General features: G+C 73.2%; 18 protein-coding genes. 12 read left to right on the top strand and 6 right to left on the bottom strand.

Going from position 1 to position 19,440, the window contains the following annotated elements:
• Positions 1-8: 8 nt before the first annotated feature.
• Complete coding sequence (locus ACFVWY_RS14415) at positions 9-1,607, top strand: hypothetical protein (RefSeq protein ID WP_389871286.1); 1,599 nt, start codon at positions 9-11, stop codon at positions 1,605-1,607.
• A gap of 33 nt (positions 1,608-1,640) precedes the next feature.
• Here the strand turns inward: ACFVWY_RS14415 and ACFVWY_RS14410 are convergent, their stop codons facing one another.
• Positions 1,641-2,918 carry an ABC transporter substrate-binding protein gene (locus ACFVWY_RS14410; RefSeq protein WP_389871285.1) on the bottom strand — a complete coding sequence of 426 codons (1,278 nt, stop codon included), beginning with the start codon at positions 2,916-2,918 and terminating at the stop codon, positions 1,641-1,643.
• Between the two features lie 117 nt (positions 2,919-3,035).
• On the opposite strand from ACFVWY_RS14410, the gene ACFVWY_RS14405 reads away from it, so the two are divergent.
• Positions 3,036-3,539, top strand: coding sequence for a hypothetical protein (locus ACFVWY_RS14405; RefSeq protein ID WP_389871283.1), 504 nt, complete (start codon positions 3,036-3,038; stop codon positions 3,537-3,539).
• A 28-nt stretch (positions 3,540-3,567) separates the two neighbouring features.
• A complete protein-coding gene (gene purU / locus ACFVWY_RS14400; protein WP_389871280.1) occupies positions 3,568-4,446 on the top strand; it encodes a formyltetrahydrofolate deformylase in 879 nt (292 codons plus the stop codon).
• Positions 4,447-4,561: 115 nt separating this feature from the next.
• On the opposite strand, the gene ACFVWY_RS14395 is transcribed toward purU, so the two are convergent.
• Positions 4,562-5,929, bottom strand: a complete 1,368-nt coding sequence (locus ACFVWY_RS14395; RefSeq protein WP_389871277.1) for a zf-HC2 domain-containing protein — start codon at positions 5,927-5,929, stop codon at positions 4,562-4,564.
• Positions 5,926-6,507 carry an RNA polymerase sigma factor gene (locus ACFVWY_RS14390; RefSeq protein ID WP_389871274.1) on the bottom strand — a complete coding sequence of 194 codons (582 nt, stop codon included), beginning with the start codon at positions 6,505-6,507 and terminating at the stop codon, positions 5,926-5,928. The genes ACFVWY_RS14395 and ACFVWY_RS14390 overlap by 4 nt, the downstream gene beginning before the upstream one ends.
• Positions 6,508-6,824: 317 nt before the next feature.
• Between ACFVWY_RS14390 and ACFVWY_RS14385 the strand changes: the two genes are divergently transcribed.
• Positions 6,825-7,199, top strand: a complete 375-nt coding sequence (locus ACFVWY_RS14385) for an STAS domain-containing protein (protein ID WP_389871272.1) — start codon at positions 6,825-6,827, stop codon at positions 7,197-7,199.
• Between the two features lie 54 nt (positions 7,200-7,253).
• Here the strand turns inward: ACFVWY_RS14385 and ACFVWY_RS14380 are convergent, their stop codons facing one another.
• Positions 7,254-8,801 (bottom strand): class I adenylate-forming enzyme family protein, encoded by a 1,548-nt coding sequence (locus tag ACFVWY_RS14380; RefSeq protein WP_389871270.1) that lies wholly within the window; start codon positions 8,799-8,801, stop codon positions 7,254-7,256.
• Between the two features lie 147 nt (positions 8,802-8,948).
• Between ACFVWY_RS14380 and ACFVWY_RS14375 the strand changes: the two genes are divergently transcribed.
• The 4 genes from ACFVWY_RS14375 to ACFVWY_RS14360 all read left to right on the top strand — a co-directional run bounded on the left by ACFVWY_RS14375 (position 8,949) and on the right by ACFVWY_RS14360 (position 13,271).
• Entirely contained in the window at positions 8,949-10,142 is a 1,194-nt protein-coding gene (locus ACFVWY_RS14375; RefSeq protein ID WP_389871267.1) for an amidohydrolase family protein, read from the top strand.
• 6 nt (positions 10,143-10,148) lie between these two features.
• Complete coding sequence (locus ACFVWY_RS14370) at positions 10,149-11,309, top strand: acyl-CoA dehydrogenase (RefSeq protein ID WP_389871265.1); 1,161 nt, start codon at positions 10,149-10,151, stop codon at positions 11,307-11,309.
• Positions 11,310-11,314: 5 nt separating this feature from the next.
• The gene (locus ACFVWY_RS14365) at positions 11,315-12,271 is read left to right on the top strand and encodes an acyl-CoA dehydrogenase family protein (protein WP_389871262.1); all 957 of its coding nucleotides are present in this window, start codon (positions 11,315-11,317) and stop codon (positions 12,269-12,271) included.
• A gap of 493 nt (positions 12,272-12,764) precedes the next feature.
• A complete protein-coding gene (locus tag ACFVWY_RS14360; protein WP_389871260.1) occupies positions 12,765-13,271 on the top strand; it encodes an ATP-binding protein in 507 nt (168 codons plus the stop codon).
• 128 nt (positions 13,272-13,399) lie between these two features.
• On the opposite strand, the gene ACFVWY_RS14355 is transcribed toward ACFVWY_RS14360, so the two are convergent.
• A complete protein-coding gene (locus tag ACFVWY_RS14355; protein WP_389871257.1) occupies positions 13,400-14,326 on the bottom strand; it encodes a cyclase family protein in 927 nt (308 codons plus the stop codon).
• Between the two features lie 83 nt (positions 14,327-14,409).
• Between ACFVWY_RS14355 and ACFVWY_RS14350 the strand changes: the two genes are divergently transcribed.
• Entirely contained in the window at positions 14,410-15,324 is a 915-nt protein-coding gene (locus ACFVWY_RS14350; protein WP_389871255.1) for an SDR family oxidoreductase, read from the top strand.
• Between the two features lie 73 nt (positions 15,325-15,397).
• Positions 15,398-16,447, top strand: coding sequence for a Zn-dependent alcohol dehydrogenase (locus tag ACFVWY_RS14345; protein WP_389871252.1), 1,050 nt, complete (start codon positions 15,398-15,400; stop codon positions 16,445-16,447).
• A gap of 178 nt (positions 16,448-16,625) precedes the next feature.
• Here ACFVWY_RS14345 and ACFVWY_RS14340 read toward each other — a convergent pair whose 3' ends face one another.
• Complete coding sequence (locus ACFVWY_RS14340) at positions 16,626-17,609, bottom strand: GlxA family transcriptional regulator (protein WP_389871427.1); 984 nt, start codon at positions 17,607-17,609, stop codon at positions 16,626-16,628.
• A 152-nt stretch (positions 17,610-17,761) separates the two neighbouring features.
• Between ACFVWY_RS14340 and ACFVWY_RS14335 the strand changes: the two genes are divergently transcribed.
• Positions 17,762-18,979, top strand: coding sequence for an MFS transporter (locus ACFVWY_RS14335; RefSeq protein WP_389871250.1), 1,218 nt, complete (start codon positions 17,762-17,764; stop codon positions 18,977-18,979).
• Entirely contained in the window at positions 18,976-19,416 is a 441-nt protein-coding gene (locus ACFVWY_RS14330; protein WP_389871247.1) for a DUF2809 domain-containing protein, read from the top strand. The genes ACFVWY_RS14335 and ACFVWY_RS14330 overlap by 4 nt, the downstream gene beginning before the upstream one ends.
• Positions 19,417-19,440: the final 24 nt, after the last annotated feature.

Raw genomic sequence — 19,440 nt, 5'->3', positions numbered from 1 at the left:
GAGTCCCGGTGACGCAGAGCGGCGGACAGGGCGGCGAGCAGCAGTTCCCTGCTGAACGGCCCGCGCACGAAGGTGTCGTGCTGCCCGCGGGCGGCGGCGAGCCCTGGATACCAGGGCCCGCGGATCAGGCCGCTCCGGCGGGCGGAGAGCCGTGGGGCGGTTCCTGGGGGCCGCAGGCGGCGCACCAGAACGCCGTGCACCCGGCCCAGCCGCCGTCCCAGGCCCTGCCCCCGCCCCAGGGGCCGGGGCAGGGGCAGTACGGCGGACAGGCGCCTTACGGCCAGGGCCAGTACGACCAGCCGCCGTATGGCCAGGGCCAGCCGGGCCAGGGGTACGCACAGCCGGGCCAGGGATACGGTCAGCCCGGCCAGGCCCAGCCGGGCCAGGTTCCGCCGGGTCAGGGGTACGGGTATCCGCCCGCTCCGCAGCAGGCGCAGCCCGGCCAGGGGTACGGGTATCCGCCCGCCCAGCCGCTGCCGCCGCAACAGCAGCCCCCGCAGCCCTTCGCGCAGCCGCTGCCGCCCGAGGCCGCACCCGGTGCGGCCCCCGGCGCGGGTGCGGCCGGGGCCGCGGACGCCACGCAGTACATCGCGCCGGTGCCCGGCGGGCTGCCCCCGGAGAACCCCGCGGAGTCGACCGCGTTCCTCGGCCGCACCGCGTCGCAGCCCCAGCAGCAGGCGTTCCAGCAGCCCGGCCAGGGCGGGGACGCCGAGGCGACCCAGTACATCCCGCCGGTGCCCGGCGGCGCTCCGTACGACATCCGGCCCGGCGCCCCGGGTGACCGGCAGCCGCCCGCCGAGTTCGACAACCTGTTCCGCAACGACGAGTCCGCCGGCGGCACCCAGCAGATGCCCCGGCTCGACCACGGCGCCGCGTACCGGGGCGCCCCGCGCGCCCCCCAGACCCCGCAGCCCCCGCCCCCGCAGTCCCCGCAGTCCCCGTACGGGCCGGTGGACGAGGAGCCGCCCGCGCGGCGCAAGCGGCCGCACGTCACGCTGATCGCGGCGGTCGTGGCGGGCTGCGCCGTCGTCGGCCTCGGCGCGGGCGCCCTGATCAGCGGCAACGGCGACGACGAGGCCAAGAACGGCAAGCAGCCGGTCGCCGCGGCGAGCGGTTCCGCCGAGAAGCCCGCCCAGCCGCCCGCCGACCCGGCGAAGCCGCAGGCCGAGGCGCTGGACAAGCTGCTGGCCGACAGCAACAACAGCCGGGCCGCGGTCATCGGGGCCGTCGAGAAGACCAAGAGCTGCACCGACCTGGACCAGGCGGTGACCGATCTGAAGGACGCCGCCCGCCAGCGCCGCGACCTGGTCACCCGGCTCGGCGAGCTGTCCGTCGACCAGCTGCCGGACCACGCCCGGCTGACCGACGCCCTCACCCGGGCGTGGCAGGCCTCCGCCTCCGCCGACGACCACTACGCCGCCTGGGCCGCGCAGGCCAAGCACGGCAAGAAGGTGTGCAAGCACGGCAGGGCGCGTACGACCTCCGAGACGCAGCAGGCCACCGTGCAGAGCGGCGTGGCGAGCAAGGCGAAGCAGCAGGCCTCGACGATGTGGAACTCGATCGCGACGAAGTACGGCCTGACCCGCCGGGCGGCGACCGAGCTCTGACGGGGTGACCGGGGCGGCGCCGTCGCGTCCCGGTCAGCTCCGGGAGCTGGCGTCCGAGAGCGTCTCCGCGACGTCCACGAACCCCTCGTGGTCCGCGACGAGCCGCCCTTCGCGGACCACCTGGAACGTCACCCTGGTGTTGACGATCCGCGGATAGGCGGAGGAGCCCAGCAGGTCCTCGAAGCCCCAGCGCAGTACCGGGGTGAGGCCGCCGGTCCTGGCCGGGGTGCCCTTGTTGAGGGCGGAGGTGAGCGTCCACGGGGTGATCCGCGGGGTGCCGACCGCCTCCACCAGCTCCCTCAGCACCGTGAACGCGATCCAGGTGGTCTGCACGCCGGTGTCGTCCGGATCGATCCGGTTGTCGCCGAAGGCGTGCTTCCGGATCACCTGCCGCATCCCGTCCCAGCGGGTGTCGCCCGTGTCCGGGTACCAGCCGGTGACGTACGCCCCCTCGAACGGGCTCGTGCGGCCGCCGGTGCGGTCGATCAGCGGCTGGTCGACGCTGCCGAGCACCGAGGAGACCCGCACCTTCCCGTACGACGGCTCCAGCCGCCGGAACGAGTCGAAGAAGGTCTGCGTGCTCCCGCCGAGCACCGCCGTCGCGCAGCCGCCTTCCGGCCCCGCCGCACGGAGCGCCGAACCGGCCGCGTCGTCGTACGACGTCGCCGTCTCCGGCGCCCGGATGTCGGCGGGCGCGGGCCGCCCGGCGGAGGTGAGGCCGGTCCTCAGGAGCCAGGCCTGGCCGTCGCCGCCGAGGGTGTCCGGCCGTACCACCGACACCCGCTCGCAGGAGCGGGCCAGCTGGCGGGCGTTGCCCGCGAGCAGGGCCGGCTGGCCGCCGTTGACCGGGTAGGAGTCAACGCTGGTGAACTCCTCGTCGGTGGCGCCGTAGCCCCCGATGAAGGGAATCCTGGCGCCCTCCAGCACCGGCATGAACGCCGACCCGTGCCGGCTGTACGAGCCGACGACCGCGACCGCCTTCTCCTCGACCGCCCGCCGGGCGCAGGCCGCCGCACCGGCGGAGGTGTCCTGCTCGTCGCAGGTGACGACGCGCAGGCGGTGGCCGTCCAGCCTGCCGTCGGCGTTGGCCCAGCGGGCGTAGGCGCGCGCCATGGCGGTCATGCCCGCCATGTTCACCGTGCCCGGCCCGGCGACGCCGCCCGGCGCCCAGGTCATGACGGTGATGGGCTCCCTGGAGCCCCCCGTTGCCCCAGGGAGAGCACCGCAACCGGTGATCAGCGATGCCCCGACCGCCGCGCTTGCGAGGATTCCGCGGAAGCGCGGGGAGCTGGGGCGTCGCCATCCGGTCATGGACCTGAACGTTTCCGGCCTCGGGGTAACGGCATTGTGTGTGCCGGTCAACGCGGGGTGACATCCAGGTGAATTGCGGGGGCCCGCATGACAGCCTCGCGAAGGAACGTACGATCGATGACCGTGCAGCAAGGTTCGGAGAACTCTTCCCGTCGCGGCCGTCGCTCCTCCACCATGGGCGGCATGCCGCTGAATGACATGCCGTGGTGGCGCTGGCGCAGCAACGTGCGCTCGGCGCTGCACATGCTTTCCGACCCCGTCTTCCATCACGAGTGCTGGCTGGCCGGCCGGGAGGGGTACGGCGACGTCACCGACGCCGTCTACCGCCTGGTCGAGGACACCTGGCTGGACAACTGGTCCGCCGAGAAGTACATAGGCACGATCTTCCGGGACACCCACGAGGCCGCTCTCGTGGACGTGGCCGTGCTGCGGGTGCTGCGCATCATGCACCAGGTCGGCGCGGACGCCCCCGTCTCGGCGTATCTGGAGCATCACGGCTGGCCGGAGGCCGTACAGGCCGCCCGCGAGGCCCATGTGCTGCTCGCCGGAAACGACGGCGAGGACCCCGACACGCCGCCGCGTTCCCTCGACGTGCTCCACATTCTGACCGGTTCGGCCTGACGTCGGCCCGGTGTGGCACGCTACGGGGATGACCGCGCCGCAGCCCGCCGGGGCCGCCCCCGACCAGTACGTCCTCACGCTCTCCTGCCCCGACAAGCAGGGCATCGTGCACGCCGTGTCGAGCTATCTCTTCATGACCGGCTGCAACATCGAGGACAGCCAGCAGTTCGGTGACCACGACACCGGTCTCTTCTTCATGCGCGTCCACTTCTCGGCACAGGCTCCGCTGACCGTGGAGAAGCTGCGGGCGAGCTTCGCCGCGGTCGGCGACTCCTTCCGGATGGACTGGCAGATACACCGTTCCTCGGAGCGGATGCGGGTCGTGCTGATGGTCAGCAGGTTCGGACACTGCCTCAACGACCTGCTGTTCCGCTCGCGGATCGGGGCACTGCCGGTTGAGATCGCCGCCGTCGTGTCCAACCACACGGACTTCGCCGAGCTGGTCGCCTCGTACAACGTGCCGTTCCGGCACATTCCGGTGACCAGGGAGACGAAGGCCGACGCGGAGGCGCGGCTGCTGGAGCTGGTCCGTGAGGAGAACGTCGAACTGGTCGTCCTCGCCCGCTACATGCAGGTCCTCTCGGACGACCTGTGCAAGCAGCTGAGCGGCCGGATCATCAACATCCACCACTCCTTCCTGCCGAGCTTCAAGGGCGCGAAGCCGTACCACCAGGCGCACGCCCGAGGGGTCAAGCTGATCGGCGCGACGGCGCACTATGTGACGGCCGACCTCGACGAGGGGCCGATCATCGAGCAGGAGGTCGAGCGGGTGGGCCACGGCGTCACGCCGGACGAGCTGGTCGCCGTCGGGCGCGACGTGGAATGCCAGGCGCTGGCACGGGCCGTGAAGTGGCACGCGGAGCACCGCATCCTGCTCAACGGTCACCGCACGGTGGTCTTCGCGTAGCGGCCTGCGTCCGGCGCGCGTCTCCGGGCCGCGGCGGGCTGCTGGGCCGCGGGCGACCCCCGGGCCCAGCACCACCGGGCTACGGACGGCCCTGCGATGACGGACGGCCCTGCGGCTACAGGCGGCTCAGGGAGGCCGCGGCGAAGAGCACGTCGCGGATGGCCTCCCGGTCGCCCTGCTGTCCGGCCGCCGCTTCCTCCGGCGACACATGCCCGGCGACCAGCCGGCAGAACTCCACCCCGTCCAGCGCGACCTGCGCCACGGTGTGCGCGGGCGAGCCGAGCGCGGCCGGGGAGTCCAGCGGTACGTACCAGTCGCCGCCGCCCGAGCCCTCGACCTCCAGATGCAGCGAACGGCCCGGTGAGCCCGCCGTCACCAGATGCTGGGCAGGCCCGGCCAGCCCGGTCCGGCGGCGCTCGGCGAGGGTGGCGGGCAGCAGCCGGGCCGCCAGGTCGATCATCCGGTTGAGGTGCGGGGCGGACGGCGCCTCGTACGGGTAGTCCACCGCGTCCGCGATGTCGCCGCCGTGCACCCAGCATTCGAAGGCCCGGTCCAGCAGGGCGTCGTGCATCGGGAGGGCGAAGTCCCCGTAGGAGACGGACAGCTCGGACACCCGGCGTCCGGCGAAGGACACCGTGCGGATGAGGGCGTGGCTCTGCGCGCGCCACGGTTCGTGGACCGCCCGGGTGGGCGGCAGCCGGCTCGCCGACCAGTACGCCTCGGTGCGCGCGGTGGGGGAGAGCGGCCAGCCGGTGCCGGGGCCGAGGAGGCCGTCGCCGAGCGGTATGTCGAGGTCGAGGGCGGTGCCGATCAGCCCGTCGACGGTCATCAGATGGCCGACGACGCCCGCGACCGTCGTCCGGCGGGCGGTCTCCTGTTCGCCCGCGAACCACTTCAGCCGCACCGGTGCGTGCCATTCCGCGCTGCCGATGTCCCGGAGCAGGGCGTCGAGCCGGGCGGTCTCCGCCTCGTACGGCGAGGCCCAGTCCGGCACCGGGATGGTGGCCGGGCGGCGGCTCAGGCAGGCGTCGATCACCCGGCCCCGCAGCGCCGGGTCGAGGTCCAGGCTGCGATCGGTGTGCAGCAGCCCGACCGCGTCACGCAGGCGAAGCGCCTCGTCCGCGCAGGCGGCGCACTCGGTCAGATGCGCCTCGACGGCCTCGGTCTCCTCCGCGGAGCAGGCGGCCAGGGCCCAGGCGCCGAGCAGCGCCTTGAGGACCCGGTGCGGTGGTTCCGGTGGGGCCACGGTCGTTTCCGGTTCCGGTCGGGGCGGCGGGGAGGACGGCGGCGTCCCGGCCGGTGACACCGGGCCGGGCGGCGGGGGCGGCGACGGCGGCGGCACCGCGGCGAGGTCGAGGTCGTCGGCCGCGGACCGCGGTGCCGGTATGCGCGGGGCGCCCCGGAGGCCGTCGTGCCCCTCCTGCCCGGCGGGGCCGTTGTCCTCGTGGCCGTCGCCCTCGGGCCCGCTCGCGTCGTCGGTCACCGGGAGTGTCCGTATCCGGGCGGCGCGATTCCGTCCAGTGGGCGGGTGTGGGCGCTGGAGAGGAGCTGGAGCCCGAGCCGGAGCCGGCGGCGGGCCTCGTCCTCGGTGACCCCGAGATCGGCCGCGGCCTGCCGGTAGTCCCGGCGCTGGACGTACGCGAGTTCCAGGGCGGCCCGCAGCGGGGCGGGCATGGACGCCACGATGTAGTCGGCCCGCGCGGCGGCGGTGGCCCGGTGCACCCGCTCCTCCAGGGCCTCGATGTCCTCGGCGTCCCCGGCGTCCCCGGGACCGGTGCCCGCCTCGCGCAGTCGCCGTACCGAGTGGCGGTGGGTGAGCCGGGCCACCCAGGCCCGCATCGATCCCTGCCGGGGGTCGTACGCCTCCGGGTTCTCCCACACGTAGCCGAAGACCTCGCGGGTCACCAGGTCGGCGGCGGTGTCGTCGTCGAGCATCCGCTGGGCCTGGCTGTGCACCTGCGAGGCGAAGCGGTCGTAGAGCTCACCGAGCGCGGCCGCCTCGCCGCGTGTCAGCCGCTGCTGCATCTTGCGGTCCCAGCGGGGTGGTGCGTTTTTCGCCATGCGGCCCCCAGCCCTGTTCCCCTCGTCACACCGAATGTAGTCGGCGGTACCGGTGATGTACGCACCTTTGTGGCAAGTGCGCCCCCGAAGCGGCCCGGGGTGGTAGGGGAGCATGGCAGGGGGTGACGCTGGAATCCGACCTGAAGTGATTGTTTCCGTCGGAATCCAGCAGCGTTCTGTCAGGCCGGTCGGTGTTTCACCGGGCCGTGGCCGGGGCAGCGGCGAGAAAGGAGGGAAAACTTCCGGATCGTCGGAATATCCGGAACGATCTGGATCATTGGAATTTCTGGAATTCCCGCAACGAGAGGCCCAGTCGCGTGACACTCACCGTGGCCGAGACCATGCAGGCCGAATGGACCGTACTGCGCGTCCGCGGCGAACTGGATCTGCTGACGTCGCCCGCCGTGCGCCAGTCGGTCCACGAAGCCGTCGCCGCCGGACGCCACGACGTGGTGCTCGACCTCTCCGACGTGCTGTTCTGCGACTCCAGCGGTGTCGGCGTACTGATCGCCGCCCGCCGCCTGATGCACTCCTGCGGCGGTCGCCTGCGCCTGGTCCTCCCGGCCCGGGGCGCGGAGGAGGGCTCCCACGTGAACCGTGTGCTCGCCGCCCTCGGCGTACGCCGCCTCTTCGACGTCTACCCGGACCACGCCGCCGCCGTCAGCTCCCGTTCCCGCCCGCTCTCCGCCTGAGCGCGGGGGCCGCCGCCGGGGGCCGCGCGGCCGGACGGCGGAGGAGCCGGAGGGTCAGGCGAAGCGCTCGCGGAGGCGGTACTTGAGGACCTTGCGGAGGGTCTCGTTGCGGGGCAGGGCGTCCATGACCTCCAGGCGCTCGGGGAGCTTGTGCACGGCCAGGCCCTCGGCGCGCAGGTGGGCGGTGAGGGCGGCCAGGGTCAGGGGGGCGGCGTCCGGCGGCTGTTCGACGACCGCGCAGACCAGTTCGCCGCGCTCCGGGTCGGGGAGGCCGATCACCGCGGCGTCGCCGACGTCCGGGTGCTGGTGGAGCAGGTCCTCTATCTCCTTGGCGGAGATGTTCTCGCCCTTGCGGATGATGATGTCCTTGAGGCGCCCGGTGAGCACCAGATGGCCGCTCTCGCGGAGGTGGCCGATGTCGCCGGTGACCAGGAAACCCTCGGCGTCGAACGCCGCGGCGGTGGCCGCCGGGTCCAGGTAGCCCGCGCACACGGCCTCGCCGCGCAGCCGGATCTCGCCGTCGGTGCCGTTCGGCAGGGGCTTGCCCTGCTTGTCGGTGATCCGGATCTCCATGCCCGCGGGCGGGCGGCCCTCCGTCCCGGCGAGGTGCTCCGGGGTGTCGTCGGGGGAGCCCATGGTGATCATGGGGACCTCGGTCATCCCGTACCCGTGGGTGAGCTGGACGCCCATCTCGCGTACCACCGCGCGGTAGAGCTCCGGGGGCTTGGGCGCGCCGCCGCCCGCCAGCAGGCGGAGGGCGGGGAAGGGGCTGGTGTCCGGGTCCTTGCGCTGTTCGGCCAGGAACATCGAGTAGAACGCGGTGGACCCGCCGGCGACCGTCACCCCGTGGCGCCGGTACTCCGCCAGCGCGTCCGGCAGCGCGAACTGCTCGAACAGCACCGCGGGTATCCCGTACAGCAGCAGCATCACCGCGTAGTCCGGCCCGCCGACATGGGCGAACGGGAAGGCGACCGAGCCGACGTCGTCCGGGCTCAGCCGCAGCGCGTGGGCCAGGCAGGCGCCCGCCGCGATCAGCCCGCGGTCGGTGTGCAGCACCCCCTTCGGGTCGGAGGTGGTGCCCGAGGTCCAGTAGATCCAGCGCACCGCCGTACCGTCCGCGGGCGGCGGCGGCAGGAGCGCGGGGTCGCCGTCCGGGAGTGACGCGTACACCTCGAAGACCTCGCACGCCCGCCGTCCGTGCTCCCCGGCCAGCCGGCGGGCCATCGCCGTGTGGTCGAAGCCCCGCCAGGTGCCCGGCACCGCGAAGAACTCCGCCTTCGACCCGCGCAGCGCGAACCCCGTCTCGCGGTCACGGTAGAAGGGGATGACGGGTGACTGGACGGCCCCGATCCGGGTCAGCGCGAAGGACAGGAGCACCGTCTCGATCCGGGTCGGCAGCTGCCAGGCGACGACGCCGCCGGGGCGTACGCCCATCCCCCACAGACCGGCCGCCACCCGCTCGCCGCGCTCGCGCAGCTCGCCGAAGGTCAGGACCCGGTCGCCCTGGAGCAGGAACGGGCGGTCCGGGGTCAGGGCGGCCCGGCGTTCGACGAGTTCCCAGAAGGTGCGCGAGGCGCTCAGGGCGTGCGCGGTTGCGTTCATGGCCGACCCCTCTCACATGCTGACGGGTAGTCAGATCGTGCGGAGAGCGTAGAGCGCTGCGCCTTGTCGGTCCAGGGGCGCGGGGCTAGCCTGAGGGCGACGTCAATCTGACGGGTCATCAGAAAAGCGTTCGCCGGAGGGGACACCATGACGGAACTGCCTCGGATCGTCAGCGTCGACGACCATGTGATCGAGCCGCCCCACCTCTTCTCCACCTGGCTGCCCGCCAGATACCGCGAACGCGGTCCGCAGCCGCTCACCGCGGGCATCGGCGAGCTGGAGTACACCGGCGGCAAGTACGTCATCACGATGGACCCGGACGGTCCGCCCACCGACTGGTGGATCTACGAGGACCTGAAGTTCCCGTACAAGCGGAACATCGCCGCCGTCGGCTTCGACCGCGACGACATGACGCTGGAGGGCATCACCCGCGAGGAGATGCGGCGCGGCTGCTGGGATCCGGCCGAACGGCTGAAGGACATGGACCTCAACCACGTCGAGGCCAGCCTCTGCTTCCCGACCTTCCCGCGCTTTTGCGGCCAGACCTTCGCCGAGGCGCGGGACAAGGAAGTGGCGCTCGCCTGCGTCCGCGCCTACAACGACTGGATGGTCGAGGAGTGGTGCGGCGACAGCGGCGGCCGGCTGATCCCGCTCTGCATCATCCCGCTCTGGGACATCGGCCTCGCCGTCGCCGAGATCCGGCGGAACGCGGCCCGCGGGGTGCGCGCGGTGACCTTCTCGGAGATCCCCACCCACCTCGGGCTGCCCTCGATCCACACCGGCTACTGGGATCCCTTCTTCGCCGTCTGCGAGGAGACCGGCACGGTCGTCAACATGCACATCGGGTCCAGTTCGCAGATGCCCGCCGCCTCGCCGGACGCCCCGCCCGCCGTGCAGGCCAGCCTCTCCTTCAACAACGCCATGGCCTCGATGATGGACTTCCTCTTCAGCGGCGTCCTGGTCCGCTTCCCCCGGCTGAAGCTCGCCTACAGCGAGGGCCAGATGGGCTGGATCCCGTACGCCCTGGAGCGCGCCGACGACGTCTGGGAGGAGCACCGGGCGTGGGGCGGGGTGCGCGGGCTGATCCCCGAGCCGCCGTCCACGTACTACTACCGGCAGATCTTCTGCTGCTTCTTCCGCGACAAGCACGGCGTCGCCTCGCTCGATGTCGTCGGACGCGACAACGCCACCTTCGAGACCGATTACCCGCACGTGGATTCGACCTTCCCGCACACCAAGGAGGTCGCCCTCGACCACGTCAAGGGACTGGACGACGAGACCGTCTACAAACTGATGCGCGGAAACGCGATCCGGATGCTCGGCCTGGACCTGGACAAGTAGGCGGTCATGGACCTCGCGTACACGGAGGAGGAAGAGGGGTTCCGGGCACGGCTGCGCGCGTGGCTGGCCACCGTGCTCCCGTCCCTGCCCAGGAAACCCGCCCCCGAGGACTGGCCGGGGCGCCGCGCGTACGACACGGCCTGGCAGCGGATGCTCCACGACGCCGGGTACGCCGGTCTGCACTGGCCCGTCGACGCGGGCGGCCGGGGCGCCACCCCGACCCAGCACCTGATCTACCTGGAGGAGACCGAGCGGGCCGGAGCCCCCTACGTCGGCGCGAACTTCGTCGGGCTGCTGCACGCCGGGCCGACGATCGCCGCCGAGGGCACGCCCGGGCAACGGGCCCGCTGGCTGCCGCCCGTGCTGCGCGGCGACGAGATCTGGTGCCAGGGGTTCAGCGAGCCCGACGCCGGATCGGACCTCGCCGCACTGCGGACCCGGGCGGTGCGCGACGGCGACCACTACGTGGTCAGCGGCAGCAAGATCTGGACCTCGCACGCCGAGGTCGCCGACTGGTGCGAACTGCTGGTGCGCACCGACCCGTCGGCCCCCCGGCACCGCGGGATCACCTGGCTCGCCCTGCCGATGGACGCCCCCGGCATCACCGTCCGCCCGCTGCGCACCCTCGCCGGATCCACCGAGTTCGCCGAGGTCTTCCTCGACGAGGTGCGGGTTCCGGTCGGGAACCGGGTCGGCGCGGAGAACGACGGCTGGCGCGTCACCATGGTCACCCTCTCCTTCGAGCGCGGCACCGCCTTCGTCGGCGAGGTCGTCGCCTGCCGCCGCACCCTGTCCGCGCTCGCCGCCGAGGCGCGGCGCCGCGGCTGCTGGGACGATCCGGTGCTGCGCCGCAGGCTGGGGCGGCTGAACGCCGAGTTCCGGGCGCTGTGGCGGCTCACCCAGTGGAACGTGAGCGAGGCGCAGCGGGCGGGGCGGGGCGGCGCCGTGGGCACCGGCGGCTCCGTCTTCAAGCTGCGCTACTCGCACGCCCGCCAGGAGCTGTACGAGACGGCCGCCGAGGTGCTCGGCGCCGACAGCGCGGACCTGGACCGGGAATGGGTGCTGGACCGGCTCTCCTCGCTCTCGTACACCATCGCCGCGGGCACCTCGCAGATCCAGCGGAACATCGTCGCCGAACGTGTGCTCGGCCTGCCGAAGGGGCGCTGACGCTCATGGACTTCCAGCTCTCGGACGACCAGCGGGCCCTGCGGGCGGGGGTGCGTGACCTCCTCGCCGGGCGGTTCGGCAGGGACCGGATGCGGGCCGCGCTGGAGAGCGGCGCCACGGTGGACCCGGCCCTGTGGCGGGAGCTCGGCGACGCCGGGTTCTTCGCGCTGCGGCTGCCGGAGGCGGAGGGCGGCGTCGGCCTGGGGCTCCCCGAGGCGGCCCTGCTCTTCGAGGAGGCGGGGCGGGTGCTGCTGCCCGGTCCGCTCATCGCCACCCACCTCGCCGCCGGGGCCGTGAAGGGCGCGGCGCGGGGCGAGTCGGTGGTCGCGATGGCCGACGCCGGGCAGCCCGTGGCGCACCTGGGCGAGGCGGATGCGCTGCTGGCCCTTGAGTCCGGGGGGTTTCCCGGCGGACTGGTCCGGGACGCCGGTCCGGTACGGGAGGCGGCCGTGGCCGTACGCCCGTCGGACCCGTTCACCCCCTTGTGGCGTATCGCGGAGCCGGTGACCGCCGACGAACCGCTGCCGCCGCCGCTGCCCGGGGGCGGGCTCCCGCGCGACGAGGGCGCCCTGCTCGCCGCCGCCGAACAGCTGGGCAGCGCCGCCCGCACCACCGAGCTGGCCGTCGAGTACGCCGGTACGCGCGAGCAGTTCGGCGCGCCGATCGGCTCCTTCCAGGCGGTCAAACATCTGTGCGCCGGGATGCTGGTCCGCGCCGAACTGGCCCGCTGCGCGGTCTACGCGGCGGCCGTGACCGCGGACCCGGTCGAGATCGCGGGCGCCAAACTGCTGGCCGACGAAGCGGCGGTGCGCAACGCCCGTGACTGCCTCCAGGTGCACGGCGGCATGGGCTTCACCTGGGAGTCCGATGTCCATCTGCACCTGAAACGGGCCTGGCTGCGCGCCGGACAGTGGCGCACCGCGGCGGCGGCCGAGGAGGTGCTCGCGGGGGATCTGTGCTGAAGCCGGACGGATCCCGTGCGGTCTCGGGCCGTCCCCGGCAGCCCGGTACCGCGCGGACACCCCCAGCCCCAGCCCCACGGAATCACACAGCGTGAGACGGTGGTGCCGGGCCCTGATCCGTGTCCGGCACATCTTTCGTCACGGGGCGGAGTCGGCCTCGCGCTCGGGTACGCTCCGTGGAGTGCGACAGGAACTGGAACCGGGCAATCCGGTGATCGCCGGTGCGGTGACTCCGGGCCGGAAGCGGTGCCCTGCTCGCGGTCCAGGCAGCGGCGCCGGGCGCGCCCGGGAAGCGGTCCGTACGGGCCGCTGTTCGACTCCCCGCGAAGCGCGTCGCACAGTATGCAGCACGCGTACTCCTTCGCGCTGGAATATGCCCGAAGCGCTTGTTGCGGTGACTGTACGTCAACCAAGCTGTCTCGCAGGGGAATCACGTTCCGTGACCCCGAGGAGGCGCGAGGCGATGTGTCCGCCGGTTCGGATGGTGTGAGCGGTGCAGGTGCTTCAGGTACAGCTGGAAGTCGGGGCCGACCCCGCGGAGGTCGGCCGGGCCCGTAGATGGGCCCGGTCGAGACTGGTCGGGTCCGGGATAAGTGACGACGAGCCCCTGGCGGAGACGCTCATCCTGCTGATCTCGGAGCTCGTCACCAACGCGGTGGTGCACACCGGGTGCCCGGCCGTGCTGCGCATGCTGTTCGGTCTGACCGGCGCCTCGGGGGTGCCCGGGACGGTCCGGGTCGAGGTGGCCGATGCCAGTTGCCGTCCGCCCCTGCAACGGCACGCGGCGGGCGAGGACACCAACGGCCGGGGCCTGGAGCTGGTGGACGGCCTCGCCGACCGCTGGGGCTGGCAGCCTGAGGGCGCGGGCAAGCGCATCTGGTGCGAGGTCGACCGGAGCGCGCCGCTGATCCAGCTGCCCCCGCACCCCGGTGTCACGGGCCGACCCGTCCTGGACCTGCGAAAACGTCCAGTGACGCGGGCCGTCACGCATCTCGCGTGACGCCCCGGGAATCTGCATAAAGGTTAAAGCAGTTGGACCGGGCAGCCGCCCGGCGCCTCGGAGCGCCGTCGGTCGTCCGGCGACCGGTCGTGCCTCTGCGCCCCCGGCGCGCCGCGCCTTCCTCGCGGTCAGAGCACGGCGACCGGGGCGACCGGGGTGCCCGTCGCCCCGGTGAAGGGTTCCGGCATCGCGGAGAGCAGGAAGGCGTACCGCTTCTCCTGGGCACAGACGGTGGACAGCTCCTCCAGGTTCCAGTTCTGGCCCTGGAGCATGCCCATCTCGACCAGGTCGAGGGCGTGTACCCCCAGCCACAGGTTCTCGATCTCCGGCGGGAAGATCTCGAAGGTCAGCGTGTCGTTGGCGACCGCCGCGACGTCGCGGGCGCGGAACCACTCGGGCGTACGGATCGAGAGCCCGGGTGAGGGATAGGCGTACGCGTGGGTGTCGCCCGCCAGGTACACCCGTATCTGCCCGGTCCGTACGAGCACGATGTCGCCGGGGCGCACCCGCACGCCGGCCAGTTCCTCGGCCGCCTCCAGGTCCTCGGGGGTGACGGCGTGGTCGCCGGGGAGCCGGTCGGTGCCGCGCGCGCGGGCCACGTCGAGGAGTACCCCGCGCGAGACGAGGTGGGGCACCTTGTCGATCCCGCTGAACTCCGCGCCGCCGTGCGCGGTGATCGACGCGGCGGGGCGGCCGTTGTAGATCCGGCCCGAGTGCGAGGCGTGGGTGAGGGCGTCCCAGTGGGTGGCCGTCTGGAGGCTCAGTACGGCCATGTCGTCGCTGGTGGCGACGGTGCCGGGGCCGAACAGCTCCTGGTTGATCTGGACCATGGTGTGCGTCGGGTTGATCCGCCCGGGGACCAGCCCGCTCTGCACGCCGTCCTGCCGCAGCGGCAGCGCCAGGGGGATGCGCAGCCCGCTGCGGACGGTGGCGGCGGCCTCCCGGACCACGGCGTCGGTGATCAGGTTGAGGGTGCCGATCTCGTCGTCGGCGCCCCAGCGACCCCAGTTGCTGACCCGCTTCGCGATGTCGTGGAACTCGGCCGGCAGTGACACAGCGCCTCCCGGGGCTTGTGCTCGTGGACCTGATGGCCCATAAAATCTAACGGTCCGTCAGAAACCGCGGGAAGGGGCCGGGCATGGGGAACTTCTTGGCAGGCAAGGTGGTGGCCGTGACGGGTGCCGGACGCGGCATCGGCAGAGCGGTCGCGCTCGCGGCGGCGGCCGAGGGCGCGAGGGTCGTCGTCAACGACTACGGGGTCTCCGTCGAGGGCGGCGAGCCGAGCAGCGAGGTGGCCGAGTCCGTCGTCAAGGAGATCGAGGCGGCGGGCGGAGAGGCGGTGGCGGTCGCCGACGACATCTCCACGATGGCGGGCGGCCAGCGGATCGTGGACACGGCACTCGCCCGGTTCGGCCGGATCGACGGGGTGGTCTGCGTGGCGGGCATCCTGCGCGAGCGGATGCTGTTCAACATGTCCGAGCAGGAGTGGGATCCGGTGGTCGCCACCCATCTCAAGGGCACGTTCACCGTCTTCCGGGCCGCCTCGGCGGTGATGCGGAAGCAGGAGGGCGGGGGCACGCTGATCGGCTTCACCAGCGGCAACCACCAGGGCAGCGTCGCCCAGGCCAACTACAGCGCGGCGAAGGGCGGGATCATCTCGCTGGTGCGGAGCGCGGCGCTCGGCCTGCACAAGTACGGCGTGACGGCCAACGCGGTCGCGCCGGTGGCCCGTACCCGGATGTCCGCCAACGTGCCGATGGAGCTGAAGGAGATCGGCGAGCCCGAGGACGTGGCGGCGCTCGTGGTCTACCTGCTCAGCGAACGGGCCCGTGCGGAGGGGATCACCGGCCAGGTGTACACGGTCGCGGGCCCGAAGATCGCGGTCTGGGCCCAGCCGAGGGAACTGCGCGCCGGATACGTCGAGGGGGCGTGGACGCCGGAGCGGATCGCGGACTTCCTGCCGGGGACGGTGGGCACCGACCCGATGCCGATGCTGGCACGGCTGGAGGAGATGGCCGCCGCCGCGGCGGCGAAGGCGCGGCCGAACGCCTAGGGATGGCGCAGGGATCAGGTCGGATCATCTTCGCCGGGCGGCCGAGACCGCCCGGCCTACCGAGGGAGACGGGATGAGAGGCGTCGTCTTCGACGGCGAGCGGACCGAGGTCGTCGGCGATCTGGAGATACGTGACCCGGGGCCCGGCGAGGTGCTGGTGCGGGTGGCCGCGGCCGGGCTGTGCCACAGCGACCTCTCGGTGATCGACGGGACGATTCCGTTCCCGGCGCCGGTGGTGCTCGGGCACGAGGGCGCGGGCGTGGTGGAGGCGGTCGGGGCGGGCGTCGGCCATGTCGTGCCCGGTGACCACGTGGCGCTGTCCACGCTGGCCAACTGCGGCGCGTGCGCCCAGTGCGACCGGGGGCGGCCCACGATGTGCCGCAAGGCGATCGGCATGCCGGGGAAGCCGTTCACCCGGCGCGGCACACGGCTGTACCAGTTCGCGGCCAACTCGGCGTTCGCCGAACGGACCCTGGTCAAGGCCGTGCAGGCGGTGAAGATCCCGGCGGACATCCCGTTGACGTCGGCGGCCCTGATCGGCTGCGGGGTCCTGACCGGTGTCGGGGCCGTCCTCAACCGGGCGAAGGTCGACCGCGGCGACACGGTGGTGGTCATCGGCACCGGCGGCATCGGGCTCAACGTGATCCAGGGCGCGCGGATCGCGGGCGCGCTGACCATCGTCGCGGTGGACGCCAACCCGGCGAAGGAGGCCGTGGCCCGGCAGTTCGGCGCGACCCACTTCCTGACCTCGGCGGACGGGGTGCGGGAGATCCTGCCGGAAGGCGCGGACCACGCCTTCGAGTGCGTGGGCCGCACCGAGCTGATCCGTACCGCGATCGACCTGCTGGACCGGCACGGCCAGGCGGTCCTGCTGGGCGTCCCGCCCGCGACCGCGGAGGCGTCGTTCCGGGTCTCGGCGATGTACCTGGACAAGTCGATCCTGGGCTGCCGCTACGGCTCCTCGCGCCCGCAACGGGACATCGCCCTCTACGCGGAGCTGTACCGGGAGGGGCGGCTGCTGCTGGACGAACTGGTCACCGCCACCTACCCGGTGGAGGACTTCGCCAAGGCGGCCGAGGACGCGCACCACGGCCGGGTGGCGCGCGGCGTGCTGGTGTTCTGAACTCCCGTGAGGCGCGGGGCGTGGCCGGGGCCGCCGGCGCGTTCCGGGGTGTTCTCCCCGGTCCGCCCGGTCCGCCCGGTGCGTTCCGGGCGTTCTCCCTGGTCCGCCCAGTGTTTTCCGGTGTGTCGGGGTGCTCCGGGGTGTCCTCAGGACCGCCCGAAGTGTTCCCCGGAGCTTCTCAGGTCCGCTCGGCGCGGAAGGTGCGCCGGTAGACCGTCGGGGAGACCCCCAGCGCCGTCTGGAGGTGCTGGCGCAGTGACGTGGGCGTTCCGAAGCCCGCGTCCCGGGCCACCTGGTCGATCGACAGGTCCGTCGACTCCAGCAGGTGCCGGGCGCGCTCGACCCGCTGCCGGGTCAGCCACTGCACGGGGCTGACCCCGACCTCCTCCCGGAACCGCCGGGTGAACGTCCGTACGCTCATCGACTCCTGCTGCGCCATGTCGCGCAGCAGGATCGGGCGCTCCAGCCGGCCGAGCGCCCAGGTCCGCGCGGTCGTCGTGGTCGCGAGCCGGGACTCCGGCACCGGGCGCCGGATGTACTGTGCCTGCCCGCCGTCCCGGTGCGGCGGCACCACCGTACGGCGGGCGACGTCGTTGGCGACGGCGGTGCCGTGGTCGCGGCGCACGATGTGCAGGCAGAGGTCGATCCCGGCGGCCACCCCGGCCGAGGTCAGGACATCCCCGTCGTCGATGAACAGGACGTCCGGGTCGACCCGGACCGCGGGGAACAGCTGCTGGAAGTGGTCGGCGTGCCACCAGTGCGTGGTGGCGGGGCGCCCGTCGAGGCGGCCGGAGGCGGCCAGCACGTAACTGCCCGTGCAGATGGAGACCAGCCGGGTGCCCGGTCTGATCCGGGCGAAGGCGGCGGCCAGTTCGTCGGTGAGCCTGCCCTCGGAGCGGACCGGGCCCAGCTCGTAACTGGCCGGGATCACCACCGTGTCGGCGGTGGCCAGTGCCTCGGGGCCGTGCTCGACGCCGATCGTGAAGTCCGCGTCGGTGCGGACCGGGCCCGGCGGGCGGACCGAACAGGTCACGACTTCATAGAGGCGGCGGCCCGCGTTCTGCGCCTCGACGCCGAACGCGCGGCCGAATATCCGCTGGGGGATGCCGAGTTCGAAGGGAAGCAGCCCGTCGAGGGCCAGAACGACGACTCGGTGCGGCACACGCGGCATGCGCAGGACTCCCTTCACCTCTAGTGGTATAGACCTCAACCCTGATACATGTCACTCCCGTGAAGGCAAAGTCAGCGCGGCACCCGCGCATTCCCGCGGCGCGGAGCGAGGGCGCGCAGCCCCTCCCGCCCGGTCCGTCCGCAGTGTCCTCGACCGGCGACGACCGGCCGGAAGGGCTGTGGAACCGTAACTTCCGGCTCTTCTTCGTCGCCCGTACCGCCGCCCTCTTCGGGGACGGCATGATCCCGGTGGCACTCACCGCCGGGCTGCTCGGGGCCGGTCGGCCGCACTCCTCCGTCGGGTACGCGCTGGCCGCCTGGATGGGTCCGCTGGCGCTGTTCGTGCTCTTCGGGGGCGTACTGGCGGACCGGTTCACGCCCCGCCGGATGATGATCATCGCGGACGCGCTGCGGCTGGTCGGCGCCTCGGCGCTGGCCGTCTCCTTCGCCACCGGGAACCCGCCCCTGTGGGCGGTGTACACGCTCAGCGCGGTCGCCGGGGTGGGCGCCGCGCTCTTCCAGCCGGGCGTCGCCTCGACCGTGCCCCGGGTGGCCGCGGACGTGCAGCGGGCCAACGCGGTACTCCGGGTCTCCGAGGCGCTCATGACCATGGCGGGCCCGGCCTTCGCGGGCATGCTCGTCGGGCTGGCCAGTGCCGGGGCCGTCTACGCGGCGAACGCCTCGACGTTCCTGGTCTCCGGGATCTGCCTGTTCCTGCTGCGGCTCGCCCCGGCCCCCGCGGACGACGCCCGGCGCGGCGGCTTCGTCTCCGAACTGGCGGACGGATGGCGGGAGTTCCGGGCCCGCAGCTGGCTGTGGGGGGTGATCGCGATCTGGACGGTGTACGGCTTCACGGTGCTCGGCCCGATGCTGCCGCTCACCGCGGTCGAGGTGACCGAGGCGCACGGCTCGGGGACGTACGGCGTGATGATGGCGGTGAACGGCGCGGGCAGCGTCGTCGGCGGGCTGCTCGCGCTGCGGCTGCGGCCCCGCCGTCCGCTCGCGGCGGGGGCCGTCGCGCTCACCGGGGTGTGCGTGAACCTGGTGGTGCTGGGGGCCGGGATGCCGGTGCCCGCGCTGGGGGCCGGGCAGTTCGTGGCGGGCGCGGCGTTCGCGTTCTGGCTGGTCATGTGGTCGACGACGGTGCAGACCCATGTGCCGCCCGAGGCGCTGAACCGGCTGCACGCGTACGACGTGGCGGGCTCGCTGCTGATGCTGGCGGCGGGCCGGGCCCTGGCGGGGCCGGTCGCGGACCGGCTGGGCGCGCCCGAGGTGCTGCTGGCCGGAGCGGTCATCAACCTGCTGGTGGTGGCGGTCCTGCTGGTGGCCCGGCCGATCAGCCGGCTGGAGCGGATCGCGTGAGGGGGCGTGGGGGCGGGCGTTCCGTCCCGCGCACGCGGGCGGTCGCGGCCGGGGCCGCCGTGCTGACGGTCCTGGCCGGGCTCGGGGTCAGGGCGTTCGCCGACGGCGACCTCGCCAAATACGCGGGGGACGCGCTCTACACGGTGCTGGTCTGCGCCCTGGCCGCGATGCTCGCCCCCCGAGCCCGGCCGGCCGGGTGGGCGGGGGCGGCACTGGCGTTCAGCTGGGCGGTGGAGCTGGCCCAGCTGACCGGGGTGCCCGCCGGGCTCTCCCGGCGCAGCGCGGTGGCACACCTGGTGTTCGGCTCGACCTTCAACGCGCCCGACCTGTTCTGGTACGCGGTGGGGGCCGGGTGCGGCTGGGCGGTCGCGGCCGGCTGGCGGCGGGCGCGCGGGTGGCCCGATCCCTGCGAAGCGCGTCCTTCCGGCCACTCGTGAGCGGGTCCGGCACGGCCGGATGCT

The sequence above is a fragment of the Streptomyces sp. NPDC058195 genome (assembly GCF_042883525.1).
Taxonomy (GTDB): Bacteria; Actinomycetota; Actinomycetes; order Streptomycetales; family Streptomycetaceae; genus Streptomyces.
The sequence above is the reverse complement of the archived record's forward strand: the minus strand, read 5'-3'. Positions and strand labels throughout refer to the sequence as shown.

What these genes read in the sequence shown, in the direction of transcription:
- ACFVWY_RS14365 (WP_389871262.1), top strand. Translation starts at nt 11,315, where the DNA reads ATGGACTTCCAGCTCTCGGACGACCAGCGGGCCCTGCGGGCGGGGGTG.
- ACFVWY_RS14370 (WP_389871265.1), top strand. Translation starts at nt 10,149, where the DNA reads ATGGACCTCGCGTACACGGAGGAGGAAGAGGGGTTCCGGGCACGGCTG.
- ACFVWY_RS14405 (WP_389871283.1), top strand. Translation starts at nt 3,036, where the DNA reads ATGACCGTGCAGCAAGGTTCGGAGAACTCTTCCCGTCGCGGCCGTCGC.
- ACFVWY_RS14410 (WP_389871285.1), bottom strand. Translation starts at nt 2,918, where the DNA reads ATGACCGGATGGCGACGCCCCAGCTCCCCGCGCTTCCGCGGAATCCTC.
- ACFVWY_RS14345 (WP_389871252.1), top strand. Translation starts at nt 15,398, where the DNA reads ATGAGAGGCGTCGTCTTCGACGGCGAGCGGACCGAGGTCGTCGGCGAT.
- ACFVWY_RS14375 (WP_389871267.1), top strand. Translation starts at nt 8,949, where the DNA reads ATGACGGAACTGCCTCGGATCGTCAGCGTCGACGACCATGTGATCGAG.
- ACFVWY_RS14350 (WP_389871255.1), top strand. Translation starts at nt 14,410, where the DNA reads ATGGGGAACTTCTTGGCAGGCAAGGTGGTGGCCGTGACGGGTGCCGGA.
- ACFVWY_RS14390 (WP_389871274.1), bottom strand. Translation starts at nt 6,507, where the DNA reads ATGGCGAAAAACGCACCACCCCGCTGGGACCGCAAGATGCAGCAGCGG.
- ACFVWY_RS14380 (WP_389871270.1), bottom strand. Translation starts at nt 8,801, where the DNA reads ATGAACGCAACCGCGCACGCCCTGAGCGCCTCGCGCACCTTCTGGGAA.
- purU (WP_389871280.1), top strand. Translation starts at nt 3,568, where the DNA reads ATGACCGCGCCGCAGCCCGCCGGGGCCGCCCCCGACCAGTACGTCCTC.